This window comes from Paenibacillus sp. EC2-1 (assembly GCF_049311625.1).
Classification (GTDB): domain Bacteria; phylum Bacillota; class Bacilli; order Paenibacillales; family Paenibacillaceae; genus Paenibacillus_AQ.
Genome location: NZ_CP186006.1, coordinates 20,001 through 32,295, shown reverse-complemented (window position 1 = coordinate 32,295; position 12,295 = coordinate 20,001). Strand labels below are relative to the sequence as shown.

The following is a 12,295-nucleotide window of genomic DNA, read 5'->3' as shown; positions in this document are numbered from 1 at the left end:
TGTTAATTCTAACCTTTTTCATATCTCCTTGATGCCTTCCTCGGCTTGAACCCAGCCGAAGGAAGGTATTTTTTTGTTATTTATCTAACAAAGAATTATAAATATCACGTTTGGAGACTCCCCGATCGGACGCCGTTTTTTTCATCGCATCTTTTCGGCTTATTCCACTGTCTTCATAATGCTTCACATGTTCTTCAAGTGTTAGTTCCTGCCACCAAGAGTTTTGTTCTCGTAGTTCTTCTTCTTTACTTGCTCCTTCAACCACAATTACGTACTCACCAAGTGGTGGATGTTCTTCTAGCCAATCCAAACATTGCGGAATTGATCCTCTTACAAACTCCTCATACCTCTTGGTTAATTCGCGTGCGAGAGCGATCTGGCGATCTCCAAGTGCTTCTTGCATGATCTCTAATGTTTTCTTTACCCTGTGGGGGGATTCATAGAACAATAACGTACCTTGTGCGGCTTGGAAAGAAGACAATTGAGCAATAATATCCTTCTTATCCCTAGGTAAAAATCCTACAAACGTAAAACGTTCGGTCGACAAGCCCGAGGCAATGAGACCTGAAAGAGCAGCATTCGCTCCCGGAATCGGAATCACCGAGATACCCTCTGCAATAGCAAGTCTAACAAGGTCTGATCCAGGGTCAGAAATGGCCGGTAGACCCGCATCGCTCACGATGGCTACATTTTTTCCTTCTATTATATAGCGTATAATTTCAGGCCCGCTTGCTCCCTTATTATGCTCATGGTAACTAAACAATTGCTTAGGCTGAATTTCAAAGTGAGTCAGTAGTTTACGCGTCTGTCGTGTATCCTCTGCAGCGATAATGTCACACTCCTGGAGCATACGTACAGCACGGTAAGTCATATCCTCTAAATTCCCAATCGGAGTTGCAACCAGATACAAGGATCCAGGTTCCCCCTCCTTACGAACAGCAAAGCTATTTTGACAGGTCAGGTTCATGATTTTCCCTCACTTGTTCCGTAATAAACTTCCATCATCTCTTTACAGTAGTTGCCTTCATCGTCATAAACAATCAATGGTGGTTGCAAACGAACCTCTGGTTTACCATCCTTAATACATTCAATGAGTACCATATTGGCCTCCATATGAAGTCTAGGATGGACAAAACGAATAATCTTGGGCTCCAAGCGGTATTTTTGCATGAGACTGATAATTTCTGCAAGACGCAGCGGTTTATGGACCATGCTTAGCTTGCCACCCGGACGAAGTAGTCTTGATCCTGACTGAATAACCTCTTCAAGCGTGCAGTGAATCTCATGTCTTGCAATCGCTTGGTGTTGATTGAGCTTAATATCACTGCCGTTCAGGGGCATATAAGGTGGATTAACGGTTATCGCATCATATACACCGTATCCTGTTTCCAAGTATAATTCCCTCAGGTCTCCCTCTCGAATGACGACCCGATCCTGTAAATCATTCATCACTACACTTCGTCTCGCCATATCGGCTAACCTTGGCTGAATTTCGATCCCTTCAATGACCGCCTCAGTACGTGTAGTAAGCAGCAAAGGAACCACACCGTTACCCGTACACATATCGAGAATACGTCCCCGCCGTGGAATGCTCGCAAAGCGTGCCAGCAATACAGCATCCATAGAAAAGCTAAATACCTCATCACTCTGAATAATACCTATATCTTGTGTCAGAAGATCATCAATTCGCTCTGAACTGTGTAAAAGTACTTCTTGTTTCATCATCCCAACCCTTTACCCGCTTAATATTATAAATGGCAGAAACGGCTGCGTCCTGATCTCATGACTGCAACCGCTCCTGATATTAGAATGCCAGATAAGTTTACACTTTACTATAATGGTATACATCTATATCTCTTCAGAAAAAAACCGTAGGCGGTTTTCTCCTACGGTTTCTTACTTGTTCAAAAAGGACAGGCAGAAGAGGCAATCCCCTTCTGTTCGCAAGTGTCCATAGTAGACATTGCAGATATGAAAGCCTTCATGATACAGTCGGGCGAGGTTATCATATCCTTCCCCGACAACATCCTCCACGCTTTCCTCATTCTTAACAAGTTGAGGCTGCTTGTGTGGCGATGTCGTTTCCGATTCTGCCGACTGAACTTCCCTCTTAAAAACTTTCCGGAGCTGTTCATTTTCAAGGCTGAGACGATGGTTGTCTTCCAGCAATTCCTTGATGACCAGCTTTAGTTCACCCAGTTCACTGTGCATGTGTCCCATCTGTGATTCCATCTCTTGAATGCGCACAAAAATGTTTTTCTTTTCCAAGATTACACCCCGAAAGTAACCGTTATATTGGTCTACTTGATGACCACGTCATCCAAAGGAAGTTCCTTGACCTTACCGATTTCAAACAGCTGTACATGTACAGTCCGTTTGTCCGCATTTAGGCCGACCACTTTGCCATCTCCAAGTGAGGTGACAACAAATTTACCCACGGACGGAAGTTCTTCCTTAACGCTTTCATAATTGTCATGCTCAAATTTCAAACAACACATCAGTCTTCCACATAGACCGGAAATTTTGGTAGGATTCAGTGATAGACTCTGATCCTTCGCCATCTTAATCGATACCGGTTCAAAATCACCGAGCCATGACGAGCAGCACAGTACGCGTCCACACGGTCCTAAGCCTCCGAGCATTTTGGCCTCATCACGTACGCCGATCTGACGCAATTCAATTCTTGTCCGAAATATTCCGGCAAGATCCTTAACTAATTCCCTGAAATCAACACGGCCTTCCGCTGTGAAGTAAAAAATGATCTTGTTGCGGTCGAATGTGAACTCTACATCGACCAGCTTCATTTTTAAAGCGTGATCTCGGATTTTATTTAAACAGGTTGTAAATGCATCCTTGGCCGCCAGCTTATTCTCTTCTACCACACGGGCATCAGTTTCGCCAGCAATTCGGATCACCTTCTTCAGCGGGAGAACCACATCCGATTCCTGTACCTCTTTCTTTCCAATAACAACTTGGCCATATTCGATACCGCGAGCTGTTTCCACGATAACCGATTGTTCCTTCTCCACTGGAAGATCCAGTGGATCGAAGTAATAAATTTTGCCCGCTTTTTTAAAACGGACACCCACTACACTGTACAAAAATTAACCCCCTTGTTAGCCCGTACATTTTGGCCATTCCTAGGATATTGGGGGTTGTCTCACGCCTGAGTTCCGCCCAAACCCATTAATAACTGCTCGAGACAGAGCTGCCCGTTGACATTGTAACGTAACTTCTTCTGACACTCTGCGGCCAAATCCATGTAGGAGACCCACTGTGCCGTGCTGCGGGCTGACGCGTGACCGGAGATAAACTCGGCCTGATCTATGAAAACGAGACGATCTTGCCTTCCGTATTGGACATGTATCATATCCTTGAACCATAAATGGAACAAACTGAACAGTATGTCCAGATGTTCGGAGAGCCCTGACTTGAACACTTTCTGGCTAGCTGTGATCATAGCTGCACCAGTGCGGTTCAAAGACTCCTTCCCTAATTGTAACATTACGTTTCTAATTTCTGCAAACCAATTCTCATTCAAAATTTTCTTACATCCCTCAAGCCCTGAGGCCAGTTGAACCGCACAGCGTACAAGGGCTGATGGATAACCTTCACTTACAAGAACTTGTTCCATCATTTCAGGATTTAGCGCCCGAAAAGGAACCGTCTGCGAGCGTGATTGTATCGTAGGAAGTAAAGCTTGTCCATTCTCGGCAATCAGTATAGCTACGGCCGGAACTTGTGGCTCCTCAAGAAATTTCAATAAGCTGTTTGCAGCCTGAACTGTCATTTTGTCCGCATGATTTATAATATAAACCTTTGGATTGTTCTTCTCAGAACGATAAGAAAAAATCCGCTGTAATTCACGGATCTGGTCGATTTTGATGCTAGCCCCATCCGGTTCAACCAGCGTTAAATCTGGATGGTTTCCGTGTTCCACCTTTCGGCACTCCAGACATTCACCACATGCATCATCCAGTTTTTCCGTACAGAATAATGCCTTGGCAAAGGTCATCGCAGTCTCCAGCTGCCCCGCGCCGTTTGGACCACTGAACAGATAAGCATGGCTAACGGCTTCACGCCGCAGCGCATTCTGAAGCAACTGTTTAGCAGCCTCCTGGCCTAATATATCGTTAAAAGACATAAGTCCTCTCTCTTTCTGCTTCTAATAGAAACGGCATGTTCTATTCGTGATCGTTGATAAACTCTGCTTATCCGTTTCTATATTTCTAAAAAACTAAATTGATCAGCATTCCACGAATTTCTCCAATTTTACCGAGTAACTCAATTTTGCCTTGCTCACTTTCCAGTAGCTCATCTGCTAACGAGAGTAGCATGGAATCAATCTCATCAATTACATTATACCGTTTACCACGGCCCCGACGATCCCATCCGCGTGTCTCCTTCATAGAAACACCCCGGCGAACGGTCTCCTCCAAAAATCTCTTAACCATTAGACGATATGCCTTTAATTCTCGAATCGTCATTGCTCGAGCTAATCGGTCACCCTGCATTGCGATTTCACGCATCTGGCGGCCTAACTCTTCTCTAGAAGCTTTCTCACCTTGCTGATACATCATGTCGGAAAATGCCTTTTGCTGGATCGGTTTAGTGTTACTATCCGGGACCGACAATTCACTTTTTATGGGCCTGAAGCCCGGATTGATCTTCACCGAAATCTACCGCCTTTACTGACTCCATAGTTAAATATCGGGGGACAACCATGCTATGAAATAACATTTGCAATCGGTCCCCGATAAACGGTATTTCAAAATTGCTCTACCTTCATAAACAATCATTTTCATATAGAACCGAGTAGATGTCTTTATTATGATATCAGAACTTGATCTTCTTTTGGCGACAAGCCTTCAAATACCGCAAGAAAAACATCCAGAATAACAAAATAATCTATAACAGGCTCATCTTAATACAAGTTAACGCACTTGAGTGCATTAAAAATGTTCAAACCGTTCAACAGGAAGTACAAATACAGTAGCTCCCCCCACCTGCACTTCAACGGGTAGTGGCAAATAGGAGTCCGTTGTACCACTCATTGGTGTAACCGGAGTAACAAGCTGTTCACGTACTTTACAACTTGTGCGGATAACATTCATGACACTTTCCACCTGACCATCATCTACCCCGATCATAAACGTGGTGTTGCCGGCTTTCAGAAACCCTCCGGTACTTGCCAGTTTCGTTGCCCGGAAATTTGCTTTAACGAGCCCTGCCGAAAGACGGTTGCTGTCCTTATCCTGTACAATCGCAACGATCAATTTCATGGTGCAATCCCTCCGTTTTCATAGTATGGCATAACGAAATGCCTAGTATATATTATTAGACATACATCCTCAAAAATCCTTTAAAACCGCGCTTTCCAGCACATGTATCATCTCGCGTTCGACTTGTGATGGTGATTTTGATGCATCTACTACCTTAATTCTGTTGGGATATTGATCTGCTAAGTGTTTATACCCATCTCTCACCATACGGTGAAACGCTAAACTTTCCATGTCTAGCCGGTTAAATTCGCGATCTCCATTCGCCATAATACGAGAAAGTCCCTCTTCAGGATCAATATCTAGTAGTATCGTAAGGTCTGGCATTCGCTTATCGATAGCGAACTGGTTAATTGCCCATACTTCCTCAATGCCAATTCCCCGAGCCATTCCTTGGTAGACCAGACTACTGTCGACAAAACGATCACAAATGACGGTTAATCCTTCAGCTAACGCTGGTTCCACCTTCTCCACAAGATGCTGTCTGCGAGCAGCCGCATACAATAAAGCCTCCGTGCGTGCATCCATACTCGTATGTTCCGGATTTAGAATGATAGAACGAATCTTCTCCGCAATATCGATACCGCCAGGCTCACGGGTAATGAGGTAAGGTATAGAATTATTTTGCATGAAGGCAGCTAGTCTCCCAATCATTGTGGTTTTGCCTGAACCTTCCCCTCCCTCAATCGTAATAAATAATGGTTTGCGGTTCATATCGTTCCCTGCTTTCTTGAATTCTTGTATACGAGAATGGTCCTGATCGTATGATCTTCAGCGCCTTGGCATTTGGCTCCCGCATCTCTTAAGGCGATAAGCCGATTAGCGGTCTCTTCGATAATCTGCTCACCGGAATATAAAATTGGAATGCCAGGTGGATAAGGAATCACCATTTCAGCTGCGATTCTCCCCCCACAGTGCTCTACAAGAACAGATTCTACTTGATCCCGATCTTGAGGTGTCAGACTAAACTGAACCGGCTCCGAAAATGGCGCTGTATTTCTAGAAATGTTCCACGTGGAAACATTGGATAGCACGGATAAGGGTTGATGAGGGATGTCTTCGGGTGACGTTGAGGCCACCTCTTCCTCTACAATATGCTGGAGTGCCCATAAGAGGTGATTCACATCCTCTTCCGTCGACCCTAAAGTAAAGAGCAGAACGACATATCGTTCGTCGCTCATCTCTGGGACACAACCGCGCGCTTCAAGCGCGTGCTGGAGTCCATAGCCGCTCAGGGCCCCGGTGCGGTCATAAATGACCGCTTTGAACGGGTCCTGACGCATGTATGCCGCCGCATGTATTTGTGGCGGCGGGGCTTGTCCGCCGGCCGTGGTTGCGGCGGCGGTCTGCTCGGGCTGCGGCGGTTGCAGCAGCCCGAAGCGCGGCAGCGTAGCTAAGCCGCGCTTTAGCGCCTCCACGGCAGCGAAGCCCGCCGTGAAGGCGCTTGGTCCCTGCGCGTGGAGCAGGCGCCGGGCAAGATCAAGCGAGGCCATCACGGGGTATGATGGGCTCGAGCTCTGCACCATAGCAAGCCGCTGGCGCAACAGGCGACGATCGAGCAGCTCTCCTTGTACATGCAGCATCGCTCCCATGGTCATCGCAGTAAGCATTTTGTGTGTGGACTGCACCACACCATCTGCTCCACTAGCAAGTGCACTTTCCGGCAAATCCGGATGCATTCCAAAATGTGCACCATGTGCCTCATCTACAAGCAGTGGAATATGATAACCATGGCATAAATCAGCTAACTCACCTAAACTACTGCTCATTCCGTAATAGTTAGGTGATGTGATTAAGACGCCCTTAGCCTCCGGATAGGCCGTTAAAGCCGATCTTAGCGTCTCGGTCGATGGAATAACTGCAAGTCCACTTGCTTCATCGATCTCTGGATCCATAAATACCGCCTTCGCTCCAGCAAGCATCAAACCATTCAGAACAGACTTATGGACATTGCGCTGAAGTAAGAGTATATCTCCTGGCTGCGTGCACACAGTAAGAATCATTGCCAGGTTGCCCGAGGTACTTCCCCCAACGAGAAAAAAACTCTCCTCTGCCCCAAAACAATCAGCAGCAAGCTCCTGCGCCTCACGAATTACACCTTCTGGATGATGAAGATCATCCGTCCCACTAATCTCTGTAACATCTATTTTCATAACTTCGCTTAATAGTTCAGCCCCGCCAGAATCCTCATACGCTTTTCCATTCTTATGACCGGGGACATGAAATGACTTCTTATCACTGCTGCTGTATGCCAGTAACGCCTCTACCAGCGGTGCCTTGCCTCTATTTATAATCATTTAAAAATATCCTTCCGGTAAAGATCCAATCCCTCAACTCTATTTTATCGTAAAATGTATCTTACGCCTATGCCTCTCCAGTATCCAATAATCACAGACCCCAACAAAAAAAGGCCTCTCGATATCAGGCCTCCAATCTCTATGTCTCTCTAAACCTTACTCGGCATCTCGATCTGCTTCAACTGGTGAATAAAAAAATGATATTTCGAATCCTCCGCACTCGTATGCACAATCTCAGACTCGCAATCCTCACATACAAACTGTGATACGATCGTAATGCCTTCTTTCTTACTCTGGCTGCATATAATACAGACGCGTTCATTCATCTCTTCCATGAGCCATCCCACCTTGTTTCTTTTACTATTAGTATGACACAGTTTCTATTATTTTAAACATTTTCATAGTATCTCTTTCTGCCTTATAAGTATATGTATTTAAATCTTCGTGGTGTCTGTACCTAAAGCGCTTCACAAAAATAAGAATTAGACCGATAAAAAACATAAAAGACTTCATTTAATACTCATAATGCCCTTCAAAGGAGGCCAGCAAGCTCGATGGCAGAACAACCTCATGGCCAAGCTACCTTTTATCAATACCGATTACTCAAAAAAATATCTTTGTCCAAACATTTAACTAGTCTATATCTTATCTTGCCATGTGCAGCAGTCGCATCAGAGATGTTTATTCTATCATGGGACAGCTTTCTTTACTTTTTTCTCGCATTTGTATTAATCCTATGGATTCATTTTGTAATTGGTCGATCGGTATTGTTCTTCTTAGGTTCCATCTATCAGAAAAAATGGAGATTTTCCCTTAGGACGCCTTGGCTAGGCTATATGCCTGACCAGCATGTAAGCTCCTATGTCTTTGCCAAAGTCCAATTACATACCGCTTGGATCGGCATCTGCTTGTTCGGAATTATGGCTTTCTGGTCACCTCTATCATTTATAGTGTCCATTCTGTTCTGGCACTTATGGTTGCTTGTCCCGCGATATTATGCGCTCCTTCGCTTCTCTGACCAACCCAAGGATGGCATGCTAAAGTTCAGCGATCAGGATATTTCATACTATAAGCAATAAACTTATATACATAAAAATAAAAGATCTCATCCTAAACGGATTGAGATCTTTTATTTTTTACTTTCTAAGCCTTGAATCGCCTCTTTTTTTAGAGGTGCGGGTACCGTTATAATTAAAAAGTCGTCATGCACTGTGAGATGAACGATACTTTTTCCCTTTTCGAACACCAAAGATGAGCCCTTCTGCTCTTCCTTCTTCTCTTTCCAGCCCCATGATTCAATTACATTGATATAAGGCTCTGGTAGACTCTCGGACTCTTTCAGTCCCGGTAGAGCATAGCGAACATAATCCAGATCACTGTTCCCTTTCGTTTGCTCCGTCTTATTCGCTTCCTTAGGTATCGGGAAAGATTTAACATTGGCAGCTCCGTCAAATGACTCCCAAGATGGCTGCGCTGATGCTCCACACCCAGAACCCAAGATCAGAATAGCGCCTGCACAAAATAAAGCTGCAAGCCGCAGTCGACTATTATGAAACATACATTATCCTCCTTCCTCCACCTTAACCAGTTCTTCGTTGAAAAGGCATCGTTAGTTTGGTTAATGGAGAAAATTCCATTCAGGCCTTAAATCCTAGAGCCTGCGTAAACCGGAAATATATAGATAATAGTTCCCTGGCTTTTGATTAATTCTATTATACTGATTTTTATCAATATAACGGTAACAAAATCTTCATCACTTAACGTCATCTTTTGCTTGTTTCGAGCCAAGATAAGCAAAAAACAAATAAAAACCACCATCGATTGCATCGACAGTGGTTTTTCGCTTGGCGACGTCCTACTCTCCCGGGACCCTTCGGTCCAAGTACCATCGGCGCTGGAAGGCTTAACGGTCGTGTTCGGGATGGGTACGCGTGGAACCCTTCCGCTATCGCCACCAAACGGTTCAAGTGTTTGATCACTTGAAAACTAGATACGAAACTTGAATTTGCGAACTTGCATTGTTCCTGAAAGTCTTGCTTCGATGCAAAGCGTATCGCTCCCGAAGCTAGTTTTCTTTCAGAAAACTTGTAGGATAAGCCCTCGACCGATTAGTATTGGTCAGCTCCATGCATTGCTGCACTTCCACCTCCAACCTATCTACCTCGTCGTCTTCAAGGGGTCTTACATACTGGGAAATCTCATCTTGAGGGGGGCTTCACGCTTAGATGCTTTCAGCGCTTATCCCGTCCATACGTAGCTACCCAGCCATGCTCCTGGCGGAACAACTGGTGCACCAGCGGTATGTCCATCCCGGTCCTCTCGTACTAAGGACAGCTCCTCTCAAATTTCCTACGCCCACGACAGATAGGGACCGAACTGTCTCACGACGTTCTGAACCCAGCTCGCGTACCGCTTTAATGGGCGAACAGCCCAACCCTTGGGACCTACTTCAGCCCCAGGATGCGATGAGCCGACATCGAGGTGCCAAACCTCCCCGTCGATGTGGACTCTTGGGGGAGATAAGCCTGTTATCCCCAGGGTAGCTTTTATCCGTTGAGCGATGGCCCTTCCATGCGGTACCACCGGATCACTAAGCCCGACTTTCGTCCCTGCTCGACTTGTAGGTCTCGCAGTCAAGCTCCCTTATGCCTTTGCACTCTTCGAATGATTTCCAACCATTCTGAGGGAACCTTGGGGCGCCTCCGTTACTCTTTAGGAGGCGACCGCCCCAGTCAAACTGCCCACCAGACACTGTCCCCGCACCGGTTCACGGTACTAGGTTAGAACCTAGATACGATCAGGGTGGTATCCCAACGGCGCCTCCACAGAAGCTTGCGCTCCTGTTTCTTAGGCTCCCACCTATCCTGTACAGATCGTACCCAAATCCAATATCAAGCTGCAGTAAAGCTCCATGGGGTCTTTCCGTCTTGTCGCGGGTAACCTGCATCTTCACAGGTATTAAAATTTCACCGGATCTCTCGTTGAGACAGCGCCCAAATCGTTACGCCATTCGTGCGGGTCAGAATTTACCTGACAAGGAATTTCGCTACCTTAGGACCGTTATAGTTACGGCCGCCGTTTACTGGGGCTTCGGTTCATAGCTTCGGATTGCTCCTAACCACTCCCCTTAACCTTCCAGCACCGGGCAGGCGTCAGCCCGTATACTTCGCCTTACGGCTTCGCACAGACCTGTGTTTTTGTTAAACAGTCGCTTGGGCCTTTTCACTGCGGCCCCCTCGTGCTATTCACACTACCGGGGCACCCCTTCTCCCGAAGTTACGGGGTCATTTTGCCGAGTTCCTTAACGAGAGTTCTTCCGCGCGCCTTAGAATTCTCTTCTCGCCTACCTGTGTCGGTTTGCGGTACGGGCACCTTCACCTGACTAGAGGCTTTTCTTGGCAGTGTGAGATCATGACCTTCGCTACTATAATTTTCACTCCCCATCACAGCCCAGCCTTAACGATGTGCGGATTTGCCTACACATCAGCCTCACTGCTTGGACGGACATCCATCAGTCCGCGTCACTACCCTCCTGCGTCACCCCATCGTTCATAACGGTTTACGGTGGTACAGGAATTTCAACCTGTTGTCCTTCGATTACGCCTTTCGGCCTCACCTTAGGTCCCGACTTACCCTGAGCGGACGAACCTTCCTCAGGAAACCTTGGGCTTTCGGCGGATCAGATTCTCACTGATCTTTTCGTTACTCATACCGGCATTCTCACTTGTATGCTGTCCAGCGCTCCTTACGGTACACCTTCAACCTACATACAACGCTCCCCTACCCCTGATACTAATGTATCAAGCCATAGCTTCGGTGGTGTGTTTAGCCCCGTTACATTTTCGGCGCAGAGTCACTCGACCAGTGAGCTATTACGCACTCTTTAAATGGTGGCTGCTTCTAAGCCAACATCCTGGTTGTCTGTGCAACTCCACATCCTTTCCCACTTAACACACACTTGGGGACCTTAGCTGATGGTCTGGGCTGTTTCCCTTTTGACAATGGATCTTAGCACTCACTGTCTGACTCCCGGATATAAGTCTATGGCATTCGGAGTTTGACTGAGCTTGGTAACCCTTGCGGGCCCCGCACCCAATCAGTGCTCTACCTCCACGACTCTAATTCCGAGGCTAGCCCTAAAGCTATTTCGGGGAGAACCAGCTATCTCCGAGTTCGATTGGAATTTCTCCGCTACCCCCACCTCATCCCCGCATTTTTCAACATACGTGGGTTCGGACCTCCAGTGCGTGTTACCGCACCTTCATCCTGGACAGGGGTAGATCACACGGTTTCGGGTCTACGTCCACATACTAATTCGCCCTATTCAGACTCGCTTTCGCTACGGCTACAGCTTCTCGCCTTAACCTTGCATGGGAACGTAACTCGCCGGTTCATTCTACAAAAGGCACGCCATCACCCATAGATCGGGCTCTGACTTTTTGTAAGCACACGGTTTCAGGTTCTATTTCACTCCCCTTCCGGGGTGCTTTTCACCTTTCCCTCACGGTACTGCTTCACTATCGGTCGCTAGGGAGTATTTAGCCTTACCAGATGGTCCTGGCAGATTCATACGGGGTTTCACGTGCCCCGCACTACTCGGGATCCGTCTCGGAGGGAATATACTTTCGGCTACAGGGCTTTTACCTCTTATAGCGGGCCTTTCCAGACCTCTTCACCTAATATGTTCCTTTGTAACTCCATGTGAGACGTCCCACAACC

The 12,295-nt window shown here is 46.5% G+C and carries 12 protein-coding genes and 2 rRNA genes (1 of these 14 running past the window's edge); 1 reads left to right on the top strand and 13 read right to left on the bottom strand.

Going from position 1 to position 12,295, the window contains the following annotated elements:
- Positions 1–76: 76 nt before the first annotated feature.
- From rsmI to ACK8P5_RS00090, 10 genes are all read right to left on the bottom strand, one after another.
- Entirely contained in the window at positions 77–967 is an 891-nt protein-coding gene (gene rsmI / locus ACK8P5_RS00135; protein ID WP_422659001.1) for a 16S rRNA (cytidine(1402)-2'-O)-methyltransferase, read from the bottom strand.
- Complete coding sequence (locus tag ACK8P5_RS00130; RefSeq protein ID WP_422659000.1) at positions 964–1,725, bottom strand: tRNA1(Val) (adenine(37)-N6)-methyltransferase; 762 nt, start codon at positions 1,723–1,725, stop codon at positions 964–966. Before ACK8P5_RS00130 ends, rsmI begins: the two co-directional genes overlap by 4 nt.
- A 171-nt stretch (positions 1,726–1,896) precedes the next feature.
- A complete protein-coding gene (gene yabA, locus ACK8P5_RS00125; RefSeq protein WP_422658999.1) occupies positions 1,897–2,268 on the bottom strand; it encodes a DNA replication initiation control protein YabA in 372 nt (123 codons plus the stop codon).
- 32 nt (positions 2,269–2,300) lie between these two features.
- Positions 2,301–3,101 carry a PSP1 domain-containing protein gene (locus tag ACK8P5_RS00120; RefSeq protein WP_422658998.1) on the bottom strand — a complete coding sequence of 267 codons (801 nt, stop codon included), beginning with the start codon at positions 3,099–3,101 and terminating at the stop codon, positions 2,301–2,303.
- A 59-nt stretch (positions 3,102–3,160) separates the two neighbouring features.
- Positions 3,161–4,144 (bottom strand): DNA polymerase III subunit delta', encoded by a 984-nt coding sequence (gene holB / locus ACK8P5_RS00115; protein WP_422658997.1) that lies wholly within the window; start codon positions 4,142–4,144, stop codon positions 3,161–3,163.
- 85 nt (positions 4,145–4,229) lie between these two features.
- Entirely contained in the window at positions 4,230–4,673 is a 444-nt protein-coding gene (locus ACK8P5_RS00110; RefSeq protein ID WP_422658996.1) for a YaaR family protein, read from the bottom strand.
- A 279-nt stretch (positions 4,674–4,952) separates the two neighbouring features.
- On the bottom strand, positions 4,953–5,282 hold the full coding sequence (locus ACK8P5_RS00105; protein WP_422658995.1) for a cyclic-di-AMP receptor: 330 nt from the start codon (positions 5,280–5,282) through the stop codon (positions 4,953–4,955).
- A gap of 69 nt (positions 5,283–5,351) precedes the next feature.
- Positions 5,352–5,993: a dTMP kinase gene (tmk, locus tag ACK8P5_RS00100; RefSeq protein ID WP_422658994.1), complete on the bottom strand. Its 642-nt coding sequence runs from the start codon at positions 5,991–5,993 to the stop codon at positions 5,352–5,354.
- Positions 5,990–7,576 carry an aminotransferase class I/II-fold pyridoxal phosphate-dependent enzyme gene (locus tag ACK8P5_RS00095; protein ID WP_422658993.1) on the bottom strand — a complete coding sequence of 529 codons (1,587 nt, stop codon included), beginning with the start codon at positions 7,574–7,576 and terminating at the stop codon, positions 5,990–5,992. The genes tmk and ACK8P5_RS00095 overlap by 4 nt, the downstream gene beginning before the upstream one ends.
- A 149-nt stretch (positions 7,577–7,725) precedes the next feature.
- The gene (locus ACK8P5_RS00090; protein WP_422658992.1) at positions 7,726–7,911 is read right to left on the bottom strand and encodes a sigma factor G inhibitor Gin; all 186 of its coding nucleotides are present in this window, start codon (positions 7,909–7,911) and stop codon (positions 7,726–7,728) included.
- Positions 7,912–8,130: 219 nt separating this feature from the next.
- Here ACK8P5_RS00090 and ACK8P5_RS00085 point away from each other — a divergent pair, with 219 nt between their 5' ends.
- Positions 8,131–8,655: a hypothetical protein gene (locus ACK8P5_RS00085; RefSeq protein ID WP_422658991.1), complete on the top strand. Its 525-nt coding sequence runs from the start codon at positions 8,131–8,133 to the stop codon at positions 8,653–8,655.
- Between the two features lie 50 nt (positions 8,656–8,705).
- Here ACK8P5_RS00085 and ACK8P5_RS00080 read toward each other — a convergent pair whose 3' ends face one another.
- The 3 genes from ACK8P5_RS00080 to ACK8P5_RS00070 all read right to left on the bottom strand — a co-directional run.
- A complete protein-coding gene (locus tag ACK8P5_RS00080; RefSeq protein WP_422658990.1) occupies positions 8,706–9,134 on the bottom strand; it encodes a hypothetical protein in 429 nt (142 codons plus the stop codon).
- A 284-nt stretch (positions 9,135–9,418) separates the two neighbouring features.
- A 5S ribosomal RNA gene (gene rrf / locus ACK8P5_RS00075) occupies positions 9,419–9,535 on the bottom strand.
- A gap of 129 nt (positions 9,536–9,664) precedes the next feature.
- A 23S ribosomal RNA gene (locus ACK8P5_RS00070) occupies positions 9,665–12,295 on the bottom strand; it runs 296 nt beyond the window's last position.

What these genes read in the sequence shown, in the direction of transcription:
- tmk (WP_422658994.1), bottom strand. Translation starts at nt 5,993, where the DNA reads ATGAACCGCAAACCATTATTTATTACGATTGAGGGAGGGGAAGGTTCA.
- holB (WP_422658997.1), bottom strand. Translation starts at nt 4,144, where the DNA reads ATGTCTTTTAACGATATATTAGGCCAGGAGGCTGCTAAACAGTTGCTT.
- ACK8P5_RS00095 (WP_422658993.1), bottom strand. Translation starts at nt 7,576, where the DNA reads ATGATTATAAATAGAGGCAAGGCACCGCTGGTAGAGGCGTTACTGGCA.
- ACK8P5_RS00085 (WP_422658991.1), top strand. Translation starts at nt 8,131, where the DNA reads ATGGCAGAACAACCTCATGGCCAAGCTACCTTTTATCAATACCGATTA.
- rsmI (WP_422659001.1), bottom strand. Translation starts at nt 967, where the DNA reads ATGAACCTGACCTGTCAAAATAGCTTTGCTGTTCGTAAGGAGGGGGAA.
- ACK8P5_RS00080 (WP_422658990.1), bottom strand. Translation starts at nt 9,134, where the DNA reads ATGTTTCATAATAGTCGACTGCGGCTTGCAGCTTTATTTTGTGCAGGC.
- ACK8P5_RS00105 (WP_422658995.1), bottom strand. Translation starts at nt 5,282, where the DNA reads ATGAAATTGATCGTTGCGATTGTACAGGATAAGGACAGCAACCGTCTT.
- ACK8P5_RS00090 (WP_422658992.1), bottom strand. Translation starts at nt 7,911, where the DNA reads ATGGAAGAGATGAATGAACGCGTCTGTATTATATGCAGCCAGAGTAAG.
- ACK8P5_RS00130 (WP_422659000.1), bottom strand. Translation starts at nt 1,725, where the DNA reads ATGATGAAACAAGAAGTACTTTTACACAGTTCAGAGCGAATTGATGAT.